16 protein-coding genes and 3 tRNA genes are annotated in these 16,272 nt (G+C 66.5%); 14 read left to right on the top strand and 5 right to left on the bottom strand.

Translation table 11 applies throughout. From position 1 onward, the window contains the following. Nucleotides 1–69: 69 nt before the first annotated feature. Nucleotides 70–411, bottom strand: coding sequence for a dihydroneopterin aldolase family protein (locus C438_RS14840; RefSeq protein WP_004970456.1), 342 nt, complete (start codon nucleotides 409–411; stop codon nucleotides 70–72). A gap of 100 nt (nucleotides 412–511) precedes the next feature. Between C438_RS14840 and azf the strand changes: the two genes are divergently transcribed. Then, entirely contained in the window at nucleotides 512–1,300 is a 789-nt protein-coding gene (azf, locus tag C438_RS14835; RefSeq protein ID WP_049918114.1) for an NAD-dependent glucose-6-phosphate dehydrogenase, read from the top strand. Nucleotides 1,301–1,326: 26 nt separating this feature from the next. Here the strand turns inward: azf and C438_RS14830 are convergent, their stop codons facing one another. Continuing rightward, a complete protein-coding gene (locus C438_RS14830) occupies nucleotides 1,327–1,941 on the bottom strand; it encodes a DUF309 domain-containing protein (RefSeq protein ID WP_004970454.1) in 615 nt (204 codons plus the stop codon). A 144-nt stretch (nucleotides 1,942–2,085) separates the two neighbouring features. On the opposite strand from C438_RS14830, the gene C438_RS19175 reads away from it, so the two are divergent. Both C438_RS19175 and C438_RS14825 read left to right on the top strand, forming a co-directional pair. After that, nucleotides 2,086–2,310, top strand: a complete 225-nt coding sequence (locus tag C438_RS19175) for a DUF7564 family protein (protein WP_083900028.1) — start codon at nucleotides 2,086–2,088, stop codon at nucleotides 2,308–2,310. Between the two features lie 175 nt (nucleotides 2,311–2,485). Continuing rightward, nucleotides 2,486–3,169, top strand: a complete 684-nt coding sequence (locus C438_RS14825; RefSeq protein WP_004970453.1) for a rhamnogalacturonan acetylesterase — start codon at nucleotides 2,486–2,488, stop codon at nucleotides 3,167–3,169. 232 nt (nucleotides 3,170–3,401) lie between these two features. Here the strand turns inward: C438_RS14825 and C438_RS14820 are convergent. Continuing rightward, nucleotides 3,402–3,474 (bottom strand) — tRNA-Arg (locus tag C438_RS14820). 145 nt (nucleotides 3,475–3,619) lie between these two features. On the opposite strand from C438_RS14820, the gene C438_RS14815 reads away from it, so the two are divergent. The 4 genes from C438_RS14815 (at nucleotide 3,620) to C438_RS14800 (ending at nucleotide 7,457) form a co-directional block, all read left to right on the top strand. Continuing rightward, nucleotides 3,620–4,129, top strand: a complete 510-nt coding sequence (locus tag C438_RS14815; protein ID WP_004970452.1) for a hypothetical protein — start codon at nucleotides 3,620–3,622, stop codon at nucleotides 4,127–4,129. 192 nt (nucleotides 4,130–4,321) lie between these two features. Beyond that, a complete protein-coding gene (locus C438_RS14810) occupies nucleotides 4,322–5,794 on the top strand; it encodes a single-stranded DNA binding protein (RefSeq protein WP_004970451.1) in 1,473 nt (490 codons plus the stop codon). A gap of 218 nt (nucleotides 5,795–6,012) precedes the next feature. Continuing rightward, entirely contained in the window at nucleotides 6,013–6,444 is a 432-nt protein-coding gene (locus tag C438_RS14805) for a histone (protein WP_004970449.1), read from the top strand. After that, entirely contained in the window at nucleotides 6,444–7,457 is a 1,014-nt protein-coding gene (locus C438_RS14800) for a histone deacetylase family protein (RefSeq protein ID WP_004970448.1), read from the top strand. The genes C438_RS14805 and C438_RS14800 overlap by 1 nt, the downstream gene beginning before the upstream one ends. On the opposite strand, the gene cca is transcribed toward C438_RS14800, so the two are convergent. Continuing rightward, nucleotides 7,436–8,815 (bottom strand): CCA tRNA nucleotidyltransferase, encoded by a 1,380-nt coding sequence (gene cca, locus C438_RS14795; protein WP_004970447.1) that lies wholly within the window; start codon nucleotides 8,813–8,815, stop codon nucleotides 7,436–7,438. The two genes, C438_RS14800 and cca, sit on opposite strands and share 22 nt — an antisense overlap. Before the next feature lie 136 nt (nucleotides 8,816–8,951). Here cca and C438_RS14790 point away from each other — a divergent pair. From C438_RS14790 to C438_RS14760, 6 genes are all read left to right on the top strand, one after another. After that, nucleotides 8,952–9,024 (top strand) — tRNA-Asn (locus C438_RS14790). Nucleotides 9,025–9,121: 97 nt separating this feature from the next. Then, nucleotides 9,122–9,196: transfer RNA gene (locus C438_RS14785), tRNA-Ile, on the top strand. Nucleotides 9,197–9,998: 802 nt separating this feature from the next. Then, nucleotides 9,999–11,156 (top strand): ABC transporter substrate-binding protein, encoded by a 1,158-nt coding sequence (locus C438_RS14775; RefSeq protein ID WP_049918136.1) that lies wholly within the window; start codon nucleotides 9,999–10,001, stop codon nucleotides 11,154–11,156. Nucleotides 11,157–11,166: 10 nt separating this feature from the next. Beyond that, entirely contained in the window at nucleotides 11,167–12,234 is a 1,068-nt protein-coding gene (locus C438_RS14770) for a carbohydrate ABC transporter permease (RefSeq protein ID WP_394295250.1), read from the top strand. Continuing rightward, complete coding sequence (locus C438_RS14765) at nucleotides 12,231–13,175, top strand: carbohydrate ABC transporter permease (RefSeq protein WP_004970443.1); 945 nt, start codon at nucleotides 12,231–12,233, stop codon at nucleotides 13,173–13,175. Before C438_RS14770 ends, C438_RS14765 begins: the two co-directional genes overlap by 4 nt. Nucleotides 13,176–13,292: 117 nt before the next feature. After that, nucleotides 13,293–14,444: an ABC transporter ATP-binding protein gene (locus C438_RS14760; protein ID WP_004970442.1), complete on the top strand. Its 1,152-nt coding sequence runs from the start codon at nucleotides 13,293–13,295 to the stop codon at nucleotides 14,442–14,444. A 45-nt stretch (nucleotides 14,445–14,489) separates the two neighbouring features. Here the strand turns inward: C438_RS14760 and C438_RS14755 are convergent, their stop codons facing one another. Next, on the bottom strand, nucleotides 14,490–15,170 hold the full coding sequence (locus C438_RS14755) for a hypothetical protein (protein WP_004970439.1): 681 nt from the start codon (nucleotides 15,168–15,170) through the stop codon (nucleotides 14,490–14,492). A 443-nt stretch (nucleotides 15,171–15,613) separates the two neighbouring features. Here C438_RS14755 and dpsA point away from each other — a divergent pair, with 443 nt between their 5' ends. After that, nucleotides 15,614–16,144, top strand: a complete 531-nt coding sequence (gene dpsA, locus C438_RS14750) for a DNA starvation/stationary phase protection protein DpsA (RefSeq protein WP_004970438.1) — start codon at nucleotides 15,614–15,616, stop codon at nucleotides 16,142–16,144. Nucleotides 16,145–16,272 lie beyond the last annotated feature (128 nt).

Genomic DNA, 16,272 nt, shown 5'->3' with positions numbered 1-16,272 from the left:
TTTAAAAACGACCCCGAAAGTGAAAGTGAAATCGAGCGACTCGGTCGCGGTCGCGGCCGTTTTCCGACCTCACTCGACCGACACGAGTTTCATCAGCGGGTAGCCGTCTTCCATCTCCATTTCCGTCCGGACGCGGACGCCCTCGTAGTCGATTTCCATCTCGACTTCCATGAACCGCCCCGTGAGTTCCGTGTAGTCGGCGGTCGACTCGGCGAGTTCGGCCTCCAGCGCGTCGTCGAGAATGCGGACGGAGACCGACTCGCAGTACGGTTGGTTCTCGATTGCCTCGGCCATGGCGCGTTCGAGGCTCCGGGCGCTGTCGGGCGACACCGGCGTGCCGGCGAACTGGTGGTAGAGCGTCCCGAACTTGATGCCCGCCTCGAAGCAGGCCGTCTGCGGGTCTGTGACCATACCGGGAACTCCGCCGCCGCCGGGTAAAGTTCGCCGGTCGAGGCGGTGAGCGAGCGCGAATCGGTCCTTACTTAGCCTCCCTCGTCGGACGTAGAACCGAATGGACCAGCCGGTTTTGCTGACGGGGGCTGGCGGGCGCGTCGGCCAGGCGATACTAGGGCACATCGGCGACGCCTACGACTGGCGGCTTTTGGACCGCGAGCCACTCTCCGACGAGAAGATACCCGAATCGGTCGACCCCACGGACGTGTACGTCGCGGACGTCACCGACGAGACCGCCGTGCGAAACGCCATGGACGGCGTCTACGCCGTCATCCACCTCGCGGGCGACCCGCGGCCCGAAGCGCCGTGGGACAGCGTCCTGCGGAACAACATCGACGGCACCCAACAGATGTTCGACGCCGCGGTCGACGCCGGCGTCGAGAAGTTCGCGTTCGCCTCCTCGAACCACGCCGTCGGGGCCTACGAGACCACGGACCGGACGCCCGACATGTACCGCCCGCACCACGAGTTCCGACTCGACGGGACGGAACTGCCGCGCCCGAGTAACCTCTACGGCGTGAGCAAGGCCGCCGGCGAGACGCTCGGTCGGTACTACCACGACCACCACGACATCTCGGTCGTGAACGTCCGCATCGGAAACCTCACCCAGCACCACCCGCCGAAGGAGTACGAACGCGGGCAGGCGATGTGGCTGTCGTACCGCGACTGCGCGCACCTCTTCGAGTGCTGTATCGAGGCCGACTACGACTACGAAATCGTCTACGGCATCTCCGACAACGACCGCAAGTACTACTCCATCGACCGCGCCCGCGCGGTGCTCGGCTACGACCCGCAGGACAACTCCGCCGAGTTCACCTTCGAGGGCGAACCGCTGGACGAGGCCTGATTACGGCGTCGGGCCCCTATCTTTCCTCACTCGAACAGGCCGCTCACGTCGTCTTCGCGCCGTCGCCGCCGGCGGACGTGCTCGCTCAATCGCTGAAACACCAGTCCGCGCTGGGCCTCGTTCCGAACGAAGTCGAACACCATGGCCGTGAACTGCGTCTGTTCACCCTCGGCGATTTCCTCGCGGGCGTATTCGACCGCGTCGGCGACGACTGACTCGTCGTAGCCGTCCAGTTCCTCCGCGAGCGTCTCGGCCGCGACGGCGACCGCGTCGAAATCGAGGTCGTCGTACGTGACGACTCGGCCATCGAGTCGGAGCGCCAGCGGGTCGGCGGCGGCGACTCCCGGGTCGGCTTCGAGGCGCGCGAGAAACGCCCGCACTTCGGCGAGGTCGACGCCGCGGTAGTCGTCGCCGAGGCCGTCGAGGTACTCGCGGGCGCTCCGGGCGAGGCCGACCGCGCCGGAGTCGTTGCCGTCGCGGGCGTGGTGGACCGCCGCGGTGAACTGGATGAGCCCGTGGAGGAACCGCTCGTCGTCGGTGTCGCGTTCGAGCGACAGCCACCGCGCCTCCCACGCGCCGTGGGCCGCCCGGTACGCGCCCGCGTTGTAGATGGCGACGCCTGCACGAAGCGAATCGTCCATGCGAACCGTTCGCCGTCCACGAGTAAAGATTCCGCGAAGGACGCGCTCTCGGGACGTAGGGCTTGCATACTTATCCCTCTCGGGAACATATGAGGTATGATAGCACATGAATGCCCTCGAAACCCTCGTCCGAGGTGTCGAACGATGACTCCGTCCCCGGTTTGTATCCGCTGTGGTGAGCAGTACCTGTTCACACGGGCGTACAAAGGCAACTACTGTCGGGACTGCCACGGGTCGTGGGCCGCAAAGCCCCGGTCCGAGGAGACGCCTCGCCCCCGTCCACAGCGGTCGCGCACGACCTCGTCGGTCCGCCGCCGCGAGGACGACGAGCGGTCGCCCGGCCTCGAACCCCCCTACGACGAGGCGTAAGCGCGTTTTTCGCGGTCCGTGACTGCCGAGTGCGCTCGGCGTCGTGATTTCTCCGACCTCGCGGTTCGCATTTGACGCCGGTAGGACCCCGTTAGCGACGGTTAGGCGGTGGGTTTTTCCCCGTCGATTGACTCGGCCGGTGTCTCTATACGTCGTCCGGACGAGCGCTACCGAAATGTCGTCTGAGTCGATTACCGTCCATCTCGTCGGGGACTCCACGATGGCCGATAAGGAGGCGAACGAGCGCCCGGAAACCGGGTGGGGAATGCCCTTCGCCGACTGTTTCGACGACGCCGTCACGGTGGCGAACCACGCCCGAAACGGCCGGAGCACCCGCACGTTTCTGGCGGAGGGTCGCTGGCGTCCCGTGGTCCGCCAGTTGACCGCGACCGACTACGTGTTCGTCCAGTTCGGCCACAACGACGAGGTGCCCTCGAAGGAACAGCACACGACCGAGGCGGCGTTCGTCGACAACCTCCGCAAATTCGTCGGCGAGACGCGCGAACGCGGGGCGACGCCGGTGTTGCTCACGTCCATCGCGCGCCGCCACTTCGACGACGACGGCGTCCCGAAAGACACTCACCGCGAGTACGCCGACCTGACGAGAACCGTCGCGCGCGACCGCGACGTTCCGTTCATCGACATGGACGAGCGAACGCGGGCGCTCTTGGCGGAACTCGGTCCCGCGGAGTCGACGGCCCTCTACAACCACCTCGAACCGGGCGAACACCCGAACTATCCGGAGGGAGTCGCCGACGACACGCACTTCAGCGAGCACGGGGCGCGCCGCATGGCCGAACTGGTGCTCGACGGAGTCGAAGAACTGGAGCTCGGACTGGCCGCTCACGTCGAGTCCTGACGAGCGCTGAACCCGGTCGCGGCGAAGTCGCTTGCCGTTCAGGTCTCCGTAGAGAATGTGAACCGACCCGAAAGCACAGAGGGCTCTCGAAGGTCGGGTCCAGAGAGAAACGCCCTGACGGAGATTTGAACTCAATCGCTCCCTCCGGTCGCTCCCTGTTCAAGTCTCCGAAACGGAGTTTCAACGAGGAACGGACTCCTCGCTTCGCTCGTCGTGTAGTTCCAGAGAGAAACGTCCTGACGGAGATTTGAACTCCGGTCCCTGGCTCCGCAAGCCAGGAGGATAGTCCACTACCCTATCAGGACTGTCTTACTGCATTCTCCGGTACTCGACGGTTACTTAAGACGGTTACGATGTGAACTCTCAATGAACCGCGGGACCACGGCACGAGGCGGGGGTCGGTTTGTGTCGCACGCAAGGACTTTTTCGCCGGCGAGCTTAGTCCCGGACGTGAATCGACGCGCGCTCCTCCTCGGAACCGCCGGGCTGTGCGCCTCGCTCGCGGGGTGTTCGAGCGGCGGCGACGCGGCGGAGCAGTCACCGGCGGGCACCGGCACCGAGACCGGGACCGCGTCGCCAACGGCGACGGAGACGCCCCGCCATCCGCGACTCGTCGGGCGGTCGTTCACCCCCGCCCGCGCAGACGCGTGCCCTGCCGACGGCGGGGCGCTCGCGTCCGAGACCGAAACCGGCGTCTCGGTCGTCGGGTGCGTCTCGGGGGCGACCGACTGCGCCATCGCCCGACTCGCGCGCGCCGACTACGACGTGGAGTCGGACACTGCCACGGTCGTCGTCGAAACCGTCGAGCGAGCCGACGCGGAGAACTGCGCCGAATCGTCGGTTGTCCGCGGCTACGAGGCGACGCTCCGGTTCGAAAGCGGCCTCCCCAGCCGGGCGGTCGTCATCCACGACGACGCGGACGGCCGCCGGGAGGTCGCCCGCATCGACGTGGCTCCCTGACGGTCGAGTCCGAACGTTCAAATTTGAGGCCGCGGCCACCCCCGCTATGTCGCTCGATTCGCGCGGTCGGTTCGGCGGTCCAATCCGGAGGAAAACAACGCTTAAGCGCCGCCCTTCCCTGTTCGACCATAGTATGAGTACGACGTTTGGTCTGCGGCGACGCGCGCGCTTCGTTCCGGGAGGTGACGCCTGATGGGCGTCATCCGGGAGGTCTACGACGACCTCGACACCGATGTCGAGTTCGAGAAGTTCGAGGCGGCGGTCAACGACAAGGTCGAACAGATGGGCGGCCTCGCCGACGAGGAGACGGCGGCGATGCTCATCGCCCACGAACTGCGCGACGAGGAGGTACACGGCATCGCCGACATCGAACCCGGCATGGAGGACGTGAAGTTCCTCGCCAAGGTCGTCAGCATCGGCGAGGTGCGGACGTTCGAGCGCGACGGCGAGGACGAAGACGGGCGGGTCGTCAACATCGAGGTCGCCGACGAGACCGGGCGCATCCGCGTCTCGCTGTGGGACGAGATGGCCGCCGGCGCGAAGGAGAACCTCGAAGTCGGCACCGTCCTCCGCATCGGCGGCCGCCCGAAAGACGGCTACAACGGCGTGGAAGTCAGCGCCAGCAAGGTCGAAGAGGACCTCGACGCCGAGGTCGACGTGCAGGTGCTCGACACCTACCGCGTCGAAGACCTCGCGCTCGGCCTCTCGGACGTGAACCTCGAAGGCAAGATTCTGGACACCGGCACCGTCCGGACGTTCGACCGCGACGACGGCACCGAGGGCCGCGTCTCGAACCTCTCGGTCGGCGACCCGACCGGCCGCGTCCGCGTCACGCTCTGGGACGAGCGGGCGGACCTCGCCGAGGAACTCGAAACGGGCCAGTCGGTCGAGGTCGTCGACGGCTACGTCCGCGAGCGCGACGGCTCGCTCGAACTTCACGTCGGCTCCCGCGGCGCGGTCGAAGTCATCGACGAGGACATCGAGTACGTCCCCGAGACGACCGACATCGGCACGCTCGAACTCGGCCAGACGGTCGACATCGCCGGCGGCGTCATCGAGGCCGACGGCAAGCGCACCTTCGACCGCGACGACGGCTCGGAGGGGCAGGTGCGAAACATCCGCGTCAAGGACGGCACCGGCGACATCCGGGTCGCCCTCTGGGGCGAGAAGGCGGACGCCGACGTCGACCTCGCGGACTACGTCGTCATCACCGACGTGGAGATAAAAGAGGGCTGGCAGGAGGACCTCGAAGCCTCCGCCGGCTGGCGGTCGTCCGTCACCGTGATGGACGAGGCCCCTGAGGGCGCGGCCGGAACCGACGCCGGCGAGTCGGCCCCCAGCCCGCCGAGCGACCAAGGGCTCGGCGCGTTCTCCGGTGACGGCTCGTCCGGTGGTTCGTCCGAGTCGTCCGGCAGTTCGTCCGCCGCGAACGGCGAGTCCTCGTCGGACGCGTCCGCGGCCGAGGCCGCCGGCGAATCGGTCGAGTTCACCGGGACGGTCGTGCAGGCCGGGACGCCGGTCATCCTCGACGACGGCACGCAGACCAAGACCGTCGACACCGACGCCGACCTCGGCCTCGGCGACGAGGTGACCGTCTCCGGGACGGAGACCGACGGCCGCATCAGCGCCGAGACGGTCGAGGTCCACACCGGCGCACAGCGGTAGGGCGGGGAGGCCACCGGTCGGCGGTCGCCGGTCGGCGGTCACCGGTCGCCCACCGCCCACCCCCCGCCGTCGGCGAGCCGTCGAACCCGACTCATTGTTCGTCCGGTTTCTCGGGTTCTCACAGCGAAATCCGTCCCCTCGGGAGCGCTCCGTGCGATAAAATCCAGAAGGGGCCGCGACGGAAAGGATTATACGCCGCACGGACCCGATATGTGGGTATGAGTGTCGAGCTACCGTTCGCCCCGGTAGACGCGATTATCCGGCAGAACGCAGGTGAGTTGCGAGTGAGCGCCGGCGCCGCCGAGGCGCTCGCCCGCCGGATTCAGGACCGCGGCGCGGAACTCGCGATAGACGCCGCCGACCGGGCGACGGCGGACGGTCGCAAGACGTTGATGGCCGAGGACTTCGGCGTTCAACAGGTCGTCGACCGCGACGAACTCTCCCTCCCTATCGCCCCCATCGACCGCATCGCTCGCCTCCGAATCGACGACCGCTACCGGGTCGCGATGGACGCTCGAATCGCCCTGGCCGATATCCTCGAAGACTACGCCGTCAACGTGGCGGGTGCCGCCGTCAAACTCGCCCACCACGCCGACCGGCGGACGGTCCAATCCGAGGACATCGAGACCTACTTCTCCCTCTTCGAATAATGCAATTCGGCTACAGCGAAACGTGTCTCGACCACGACACCGGGCCGCGACACCCCGAGACGGCAGACCGACTCCGTGCCATCCGGCGCGGGCTGGCGAAGCGCCACGGCGTCGAGTACGTCGACGCCCCGCCCGCCGAGAAATCAACCGTCGCGGCCGTCCACGACGACAGCTACGTCGACGAGTTCCACGACTTCTGTTCCGACGGCGGCGGCAACTGGGACCCCGACACCGTCGCCGTCGAGGCGTCGTGGGACGCCGCGCTCACCGCCGCCGGCCTCGCGGAGTGGGCCGCCCGCGCCGCGCTCGACGGTGACGACGGCCGCGACACCCCGTTCTCGCTCGGCCGCCCGCCGGGCCATCACGCCGTCGAGGACGACGCCATGGGCTTTTGCTTCTTCAACAACGCCGCCGTCGCCGCGCAGGCGGTCATCGACGACGGCCTCGCCGAGCGCGTCGCAATCTTCGACTGGGACGTCCACCACGGCAACGGCACGCAGGACATCTTCTACGACCGCGGCGACGTGTTCTACACGTCCATCCACGAGGACGGCCTCTACCCCGGCACGGGCGAGGTCGAAGAGACCGGCGAGGGCGACGGCGAGGGGTCGACCCTCAACGTCCCGCTCCGCGCCGGCGCGGGCGACGCCGACTACGTCTACTCGTTCGACGAGGCCATCGCGCCCGCCGTCGAGCGGTTCGACCCCGACCTGTTCATCGTGAGCGCCGGCTTCGACGCCCACCGCCACGACCCCATCTCGCGGATGCGCGTCTCGACCGAGGGTTACGCGATGCTCACCGAGTGCGTGCAGGACCTCTGTGCGGCGACCGATGCCGCCATCGCGTTCGTCCTCGAAGGCGGCTACGGCCTCGACACGCTCTCGGAGGGCGTCGCGACCGTCCACGAGACGTTCGACGGCCGCATCGCGATGGACCCCGACGAAGACCCCGACGAGAAGAACGTCGAGCTAGTCGACGACGTGCGCGCCGCTCACGGCCTCGGCGCGAAGTAGCGACCCAACTCGGGACCGAACGACTCGGCGAGCGCGGCCACGTCGTCGCCGACGAGCACGTCGTAGCCGCCTTCTTTGAGCGTCGATTCCACGTGTTTTCCGAGCGCCACGTCGAACAGCGCGTCGCTTTCGAGGAAGCCGGTCGCCGAGGTGAACTCCCGCTCGCGCTCGACCACGTAGCGGTCGCCGTCGAGGAACGGCCCGTAGTGGTCGTCGCCGCCCTCGTACGCGCCGTAGAACCCCTCGGCGTGCTGGCGGACGTGGACCGGCGGCCCCTCGTGGCGCTCGACCGCCGGGCGCTCGGCGACAGAGAGTTCGGCGAAGAGGACCGCCTCGCCCTGCCCCTCGCCGTCGGTGTCGGCGAACGTCGCGCGCCGGAACACGTCGAATCCGCGTCTGTCGAGACCGTCGGTGACGCCGGTCAACGACTTTCTGAGCTGTGGGTAGAGCTGGTCGTCCACGAGGTCCGGGCAGTCGAAGACGACGGCGACGGCCGTGGTGCCGCGGCGGTCGAGGTGGTCGCGAACGCCGTCGGGGGCGAGCGCCGGCGGGTCGGGCCGGAAGAACAGCGATTCCCGCGGGTCGGAAAGCAGGTCGCGGGCGTAGTGCTGGAGCCGCGCGACGTTCTCCGCCGAGCAGACCGCGGCGACGTTCCGCTCGGGGTCGGTCGGGTCGATGACGACGAGCGGGTCGGAGAAACGCCGCGTCCCGTGGTCCTCCGGGTCGAACTCGACCTGCGGGCTCCAGTCGGCGGCCGCTCGGAGCAACGGTTCGAAGCCGCCGTGTTTGACCACGAGGAGTTCGGCGAGATAGCCCGAGAAGCCCTCGGTTCGGAGGTCGCTCCCGTAGGCACCGATGCCCTTCAGGAAGCGCTTGAAGACGCGCACGTCCGCCGCGAGGCCGTCGTCGAGGCGCTCGGTCAGGTAGGCGTTGTGGAACGGTGTCCGGTCGACCGCAGAGCGGATGTCCGAGGCGGACGGCACGTCGTAACAGGGGACGAGGTCCACGTCGAAGCCGCCGTAGTCGCCTTTCACGTAGGGATGTTCGGCGTACTCCTCGTGGCCGTCGGGGAGGACGGCGTGGCCGACTTCGAGGCCGTACGCTTCGAGTTCCTCGCGGTCGAGGTCGGCCGGGAAGCGCACGAACAGGTCGATGTCGCGGTCGCCCGAGAGCCACGTGCCGCGGGCGGTACTGCCGACTTGGAGCGCGTCGGCGTCCACCGGCAGGTCCGCGAGGGCGTCGTGGACGCGGGATTCGAGCGCCGCCGCGGCGTCCGCGAGCGCCCGACGCTCCGCCTCGTCGGGGTCGATGCGCTCGCGGACCGCGGCGACGACCGCGTCGAGGTCCGAGTTCGTCATGCCCGCTGGTTCCCCGCGGGCGGGCGAAAGCGTGACGGTGCTCCCGCGACCGCGTCAGGCGGTGGCATCCGCCAGCCGTCGGTTAAAAACGAAAGCCCTATCAAGAAACATCGAATACGAGAGAGTGCAGACGAAAGCCGCCGTAGCTCAGTTGGTAGAGCACCTCGCTGTTAACGAGGTTGTCCCAGGTTCGAGTCCTGGCGGTGGCGCTTCTCCGTTTCTCACCCCGACGAGCGACTCGCCTCCGATTCGTCGGCGACGGCTTCTGATAAGACATAAGAGGGACGACGGGAAAGAATCGACCGAGGGCCCCTAGCTCAGTCTGGTCAGAGCGCTCGGCTCATAACCGGGTGGTCATGGGTTCGAACCCCATGGGGCCCATAATACTGTTAGCCGCATCGTTGCTGATGAAAATGGCCATCTACGGACCCTCACGCGCCTGACTTCGCCGTTCCCGCGAAATCTCAAAACGCCCGAAAATCCCAATTCCATAAGCTCTGCTCACGGACCGGCCCGCGGTCGGGCGATAACTTTAGCCGGGGGTGTTCGGTAGATGTCGCGGGCCCGTCGAGAGACGGAGCTGTGGCGGTACGTCGAGTATCGGTGTCGGAGCTGTCACGAGTGGTGCCTCGTCGACCACGGGACGCGCGCGGTGAAGATGCGCGAGTGCAAGTACTGCGCGCGCATCCCCGCCATCGAGGACGAGACGCGAACTGACGCGACTGCCGCTCTCACAGCGTTTATGTCGTTTCTCGCTCACGTTACGCTTCCGACTGCTCTGCGTTCGCCGTTGATGGCGATGACGAGCCACACAGCGGGAAGTCGGCGATTGCGCCCGGACGAGATATCTGATGTTTGAGGGATTATACCTCCGGAATTCTGGTGATTAGATCCGTCTGAGAATTTTTACTATTATCCCGAGTAAATGAATATCAATCGTTAAGTACGATGGGTCCAATATTTTTCATGCATGTCACGCGATAGCCAGTCTGATAATAGTCGACTCAGTCGGCGCCAGTACGTCGCCGGCGCGGGAGCGCTCGCGACGATGGGGCTCGCCGGCTGTTCCGGCGGCGGCGGTTCCGATGACGGCGGCGACGGTGGTACTACTGAAGCGGGTGGCGACAGTACCACCGAAGACGGCGGCGACGGCGGTGACGGCGGTAGTAGCGCCCCGGTCGAGGTGCTCCACGGCTGGACCGGCGGCGACGGCGCCGCGGCGGCCGAAGCGCTCGAAGAGGCGTTCAACGAGGCCTATCCCGACGTCGGCCTCGACATGAACCCAATCGGCGGCGGCGGGAATCAGAACCTCGACGCGGTCATTGCGAACCGGCTCCAGAGCAACGACCCGCCGGGTTCGTTCGCCAACTGGCCGGGCCCGAACCTCCTCCGCTACGAGGGCGTCCTCGGAAGCGTCGACGACGTCTGGGAGGAGAACAACTTCGAAGAAGTGATGATCGACGAGGCGGTCGAACTCCACCAGCAGGGCGGTAGCTACCGGGCCGTCCCGCTGGGTTCTCACCGCCTGAACTGCCTGTTCTACAACGTCTCGGTCGTCGATGAGGCCGGCATCGACGTCGACTCGCTGAACAGCCCCTCGGCGCTCATCGACGCGTTCGAGACGGTGCAAAGCGAGACCGACGCGGTTCCGATGACCCACGCGATGTCCGGCACGTGGACGACGACACAGCTGTGGGGCGCCGTGATGCTCGGCGTGAACGGCTACCAGCCGTACATGGACTTCCTCAACGGTGAGGCCTCCGAGAGCGCGGTTCGCTCGGCCTTCGAGACGACCGCGGAGATGCTCGAAAACTACATCTCCGACGACGCGGCCTCGCTCAACCTCACCTCGTCGAACCAGAACATCATCAACGGCAACGCCGCCTTCATCCACCAGGGTAACTGGGCGGCCGGCGCGTTCCGGAACGCCGAGAACTTCGACTACGGCGAAGACTGGGGCTTCAAGACGTTCCCCGGCACCGAGGGGATGTACACGCTCCACATGGACTCGTTCCTCTACCCGGCCGACAACCCGACGCCGGAGGCGTCGAAGGCCTGGTCGGCGTTCGTCGGCAGTCCCGAGGCGCAGATCGCGTTCAACCAGTACAAGGGCTCGATTCCGACCCGGACCGACGTGAGCATGGAAGAGTTCGGACCGTACCTCCAGGAGACCGCCGAGGACTTCGCCAACGCGGAGTACCGTCCGCCGAACCTCCAGCACGGACTCGGTGTCCCCTCCGAGACGATGACGGCGCTCAACGAAGTCATCTCCTCGGAGTTCACCGGACCGTACAACGTCGATGCCGCGACGCAGGGATTCCTGGACGCGGTCTCGAACTGAACCGCAAGAAATGTCAAATTTTTACCAACGAGTGCGCCGCGCGATCAACCTCAGTGCTAGCGACGACCAGCGGGTCGGCGACGGTGACGAAGGCGGGCGCGACGCGGTCCGTACCGACGGTGGCGTCGTGAGCGAGGACTCCCGGAACCCGGGTTCCGAACCGGGCGTCTTGGACCGCCTCGCCGCGGGGATAGACGGTCGGCTCGGAAGCGACTTCCTCGAATCGTCGATCTTCTGGATTCCGCCGTTCCTGCTGATGGGGCTTTTCGTCTACGGCGCGGTCATCTGGAACTTCCTCATCTCGCTGACCGACTACCAGCGGTTCGCGAACGCGCCGGACTACTCGAACCTCGACTTCGAGATGTACACGCGGGCGCTCGCGGACTCGGGGTTCATCGACGCCGCGGTCAACACGTTCATCCTGCTCGTCGCGTTCACGGCAGGGACGCTCGCGGTCGGCCTCATACTGGCGATTCTGATCGACCGCGGAATCCGGTTCGAGAACTCGTTCCGGACGATCTATCTCCTGCCGATGAGCCTCTCGTTCGTCGTGACGGCGCAGTTCTGGCTGTGGATTTACAACTTCAACAACGGGATTGCCAACCGCGTCATCGGCGTTTTCGGACTCGGCCCGATTAGCTGGCTCGGCGATCAGAACATCGTCCTCTGGGCGGTCATCTTCGCGTTGATGTGGCAGTTCTCCGGGTACGCGATGGTCGTGTACCTCGCCGGACTCCGCGCGATTCCGGACGAGCACTACGAGGCGGCGAAAGTCGACGGCGCGTCGACGCTGAAGATGTACTGGCGGGTCATCATCCCGCAGTTGAAGGGCGCGACGATAAGCGCCGCCGTCGTGCTGATGGTGTTCGGCATGAAGGCGTTCGACTTCCTCTACTCGCTGGTCGGCGGCTACCGGCCGCCGAACGGTGCCGACATCTTGGCGACGAAGATGGTCCGCGAGGCGTACGCGAACCTCAACTGGGCGTACGGCGCGGCGATTGCAATCGTCCTCTTCGCGATGGCGCTCGGCGTCATCGGCCCGTACCTCGTCTACGAATTCCGGAGGAACAACCTATGAAAGACGACACGCTTCGAACGGACGGCGGAACGGCGACGATCACGGACCGGCTACGCCGGAACGTCGAGCAGATGACGATAGAGGACGCCGGTCTGTACGTCGTCCTGCTGTTGGCGGCGGGGTTCTATCTCGTCCCAATCGAGTCCGGGTTGGTCACGTCGATCAAGACCGGGACCGCAATCGTCCAGACCGCGCCGTTCGCCCCGCCCGGACCGTCCGGGTTCACGCTGGCGAAGTGGCAGGCGGCGGTCGAAGCCCTCCTGCGAGGGATGGGCAACAGCATGCTGTACGCCGTGCCCGCGACGATTATCTCGGCGTTCGTCGGGAGCATCACGGCGTACGGGCTGACGATTCCCGACTGGAAGCAGTCGTACAAGGCGCTGGTGCTGGCGCTCATCATCGCGGGCATCTTCATCCCGTACCAGGCCGTGTTGGTGCCGCTGACGCAGTTCTGGTCGCAGTGGGCTCAGCTCACCGACCTGCTTTCGTTCGTCTGGGCGCTCGGTATCCCGGACGACTACGTCGGCATCGTCGAGCTCGTGGTGACGCACGTCGCCTACGGGATTCCGATTTGTACGCTCCTGTTCCGGACGTACTACAAGACGATGAGCGAAGAGATGATAGAGTCCGCGCGCCTCGACGGGGCGACGCTCCGTCGGGTGTACCGGCGCATCGTCTTCCCGCTTTCGGGGCCGATGTTCGCCGTCGTCCTCATCTACCAGTTCACCCAGATATGGAACGACCTCCTGTTCACGCTGGTGCTCGTCTCGACGGAGTCGAGTCCCGCGGCCCCCGTCGTGTTGATTCTCGCCGGGCTCGGCACCTCGATGGAGGGACAGGACTTCGCGCTCCGGATGGCCGGGGCGTTCTTCGCGGCGCTCCCGACGCTCGCGGTGTACATCTTCTTCGGCGACGAGTTCGCCGAGGGGGTGGCCGCGTGACGCGTCGTCACAGGGACGTGGCCGCCGTCGAGGCCGACTCGAACGGCGACCGCGACCGCCGGAGGCGCTCGCCGCGGCGCGGAACCGACAGCTCACTAACGATACCTACTCAGAGATATGGCAACGCTTGAACTCGATTCGATAACGAAGACGTTCCAGGACGGCGACGACGAAATCGTCGCTGTCGACGACATCTCGATGTCGATCGACGACGGGGAGTTCCTCGTCGTCGTCGGCCCATCGGGCTGTGGGAAGTCGACGACGCTCCGGATGATCGCGGGCCTGGAGACGATTACGTCGGGCACGATTTCGCTCGGCGACCGCGTCATCAACGACGTCCCCTCTCAGGAACGGGACATCGCGATGGTGTTTCAGTCGTACGCGCTGTACCCGCACATGACCGTCCGCCAGAACATGTCGTTCGGCCTGGAGGAGTCGACGGACCTCCCGGACGACGAAATCAGCCGGATGGTCTCGGAGACGGCCGACCTCCTCGACATCCCGAGCCTGCTGGACCGGAAGCCGAGCGACCTCTCGGGCGGCCAGCAACAGCGCGTCGCGCTCGGCCGCGCCATCGTGCGCGACCCCGAGGTGTTCCTGATGGACGAGCCGCTTTCGAACCTCGACGCGAAGCTCCGCGCGCAGATGCGGACGGAGCTCCAGCGGCTCCAAGACGACCTCGGCGTCACGACCGTCTACGTCACCCACGACCAGACGGAGGCGATGACGATGGGCGACCGAATCGCCATCCTCGACGGCGGGGAGCTCCAGCAGATTGCGACGCCGCTCGAGTGTTACCACGAGCCCGCGAACCAGTTCGTCGCCAGCTTCCTCGGCGAGCCGTCGATGAACTTCTTCGACGTGACGCTCGAAGGCGACCGCCTGGTCGGCGACGCCTTCGAGTACCCGGTCGGCGCGGAGATACGCGACGACGTCGGCGACGTGACCGACCTCGTCCTCGGAATCCGACCCGAGTCCGTCGAACTCGTCGAGGCCGCGGGCGGCGACCACGACTTCGAGATGACGGTCGACGTCGTCGAACCGATGGGCGACGAGAACACGCTGTACCTGCAGTTCGACCCCGACGCGGACTCCGAGGGCGCGGCGACGCTGGTCGCGACCACGGACGGCCTCACCCCCGTCAGTTCGGGCGAGGCGGTGGTCGCGCGGATTCCGGAGGAGGCGATTCACCTCTTCGACCGCAACACGGGTGAGGCGCTCCACAACCGGTCGATGGAGGAAGCCGCACAGCAGATCGACCTCAGCTAACCGGACTGGAACTCCTTTTCCCGTCGTTCGACCGCGCGCCGCTTCTCACCAGTGGTGGGTTCGGTCGACGCCTTCGGCGATGAGCGCCGCGGCGGCGACGTGGGCGTACGCGCACCACCCGAGCGCCAGGAGGGCGGCGACGCTCCGCGAAATCGTCGCCGCGAGCGCGCTCCACGAGAGGACGACGAGGACGGCCGCGCCCACCCACGCGAGGAAGTACGTCGCCGAGACCGTCCCGCCAAGGGCGTTTCGTCGAAGCCCGGCGCGGAGTCCCTCGCGGACGCTCACGGCGGCCGCGGCCGGTAGGAGATACGCGCAGACGACCGTGACGAGTAGCGCGACGGTCGCGAGCATCGCCGTTGTCACGCCGGTCAGTACGGCCGGAACCGTCCCGGTCGCGGTCACGTAGGCGACGGCGACGACGGTGACCGCGGCCGGAAGGAGGTAGACGGCGGCGACGCCGAGCAGTCGCCCGGCGAGCCTGAGCGTCTCGGTCGTCGCCACCGGGGGAAAGCCGTCGCCGGCGAGCACGCCGCCGACGAGACCGAAGAAGGCGAAAAGCGGGACGACGCCGACCAGCGCCGGCGCCAGAAACGTGAGGTCGGGCCAGAGCCGCGCCGCGAGGCGGAGGAGTGTCACGGCGAGAAGGAGCGCGACGAGGCACGTCGCGGTGCCGTCGACTCGCGTGCGGTCCGCAAACGGGTACCGGAGGGCGTCGGCGAACACCTTACGCCCCCCGCACGCGGTCGGTGACGCCGCGCGTCGGCGAGTCGTCGGCCGCGCTAGGCACTGGTCGGAACACGGCTATTCGCTGGACGGCACCGCGCAAAAGGGTGTTGGTCGAACGACCGAACCGTCGCGGACGCGGTGGAGCACACGGTGGTTCGCGGCCGGCTCGGACTCGCGGAACCGGGTCTCCGTTCGCACTGACCGAACCGCACGAAACGGCGACTGGCCGAGCGAAAAATAGCATAATAGATGTGATATATGGTGCGAACCGGACGCCCTCTTTCGGTCGAGCCGTTCGACCCCGTGCACCCAGTTCACACGCTTCATTCGCCGTTTTCGAAGCGATTGGCCAATTTCGACAAACGAGATTTTAGGCGACACGAAAAATTGTTCGTTCTCGGATAAGTATTAAGTGGCCTCAGCCCCAACTACCAGTCGAGATGAGCACACAGAAGTCAGTCCTCAAGGAAGCAGGCAGTGTCGGCGACAACCCGGTTCGACTCGACACCGAGAAGGCCGAACAGATAATCGAAGCGCTGAACACCGACCTCGCGGACGCGTACGTCCTGTACCACCAGCTCCACAAACATCACTGGAACGTCGAGGGTGCGGAACACCTCCGCCTCCACGAGTTCCTTCAGGAGGCCTACGAGGACGTCGAGACGGCCGCGGACGAAATCGCAGAGCGCCTCCAGTCCATCGGCGGCGTCCCCCACGCCAGCATGCCCGCGCTGAGCGAGGCCGCGACCGTCGAGCCCGAGGACGAGGACGTCTACGACATCCGCACGTCGCTGGAGAACGACCTCGAAATGTACGGCGACATCATCGAGAGCTACCGCGAGCACATCGAACTCGCCGCGGGTCTCGGCGACCACGCGACGGCCCACATGCTCCGCGAGCAACTCATCGAAATCGAAGAACACGCCCACGTCATCGACCACTACCTCGAAGACGACACGCTCGTTCAGTAAGCGTCGTCGCCGACGCGTCGGAGGACTCGGTCCCCGCTCCGACGACCGACCGTTTTCTCGCGGAACCCCGTTGGACGCGTAGCGACCGTACTCGCCGCGGTCGCGACCCGAGCACGCTCCTTTGGACG

Source organism: Haloferax denitrificans ATCC 35960 (assembly GCF_000337795.1).
Taxonomy (GTDB): Archaea; Halobacteriota; Halobacteria; order Halobacteriales; family Haloferacaceae; genus Haloferax; species Haloferax denitrificans.
The sequence above is the reverse complement of the archived record's forward strand: the minus strand, read 5'-3'. Positions and strand labels throughout refer to the sequence as shown.

Coding starts and splice junctions, on each gene's coding strand:
- C438_RS14770 (WP_394295250.1), top strand. CDS start 11,167: ATGTCAAATTTTTACCAACGAGTGCGCCGCGCGATCAACCTCAGTGCT.
- C438_RS14830 (WP_004970454.1), bottom strand. CDS start 1,941: ATGGACGATTCGCTTCGTGCAGGCGTCGCCATCTACAACGCGGGCGCG.
- C438_RS14760 (WP_004970442.1), top strand. CDS start 13,293: ATGGCAACGCTTGAACTCGATTCGATAACGAAGACGTTCCAGGACGGC.
- C438_RS14825 (WP_004970453.1), top strand. CDS start 2,486: ATGTCGTCTGAGTCGATTACCGTCCATCTCGTCGGGGACTCCACGATG.
- C438_RS14810 (WP_004970451.1), top strand. CDS start 4,322: ATGGGCGTCATCCGGGAGGTCTACGACGACCTCGACACCGATGTCGAG.
- C438_RS14840 (WP_004970456.1), bottom strand. CDS start 411: ATGGTCACAGACCCGCAGACGGCCTGCTTCGAGGCGGGCATCAAGTTC.
- C438_RS14800 (WP_004970448.1), top strand. CDS start 6,444: ATGCAATTCGGCTACAGCGAAACGTGTCTCGACCACGACACCGGGCCG.
- C438_RS19175 (WP_083900028.1), top strand. CDS start 2,086: ATGACTCCGTCCCCGGTTTGTATCCGCTGTGGTGAGCAGTACCTGTTC.
- C438_RS14805 (WP_004970449.1), top strand. CDS start 6,013: ATGAGTGTCGAGCTACCGTTCGCCCCGGTAGACGCGATTATCCGGCAG.
- cca (WP_004970447.1), bottom strand. CDS start 8,815: ATGACGAACTCGGACCTCGACGCGGTCGTCGCCGCGGTCCGCGAGCGC.
- azf (WP_049918114.1), top strand. CDS start 512: ATGGACCAGCCGGTTTTGCTGACGGGGGCTGGCGGGCGCGTCGGCCAG.
- dpsA (WP_004970438.1), top strand. CDS start 15,614: ATGAGCACACAGAAGTCAGTCCTCAAGGAAGCAGGCAGTGTCGGCGAC.
- C438_RS14765 (WP_004970443.1), top strand. CDS start 12,231: ATGAAAGACGACACGCTTCGAACGGACGGCGGAACGGCGACGATCACG.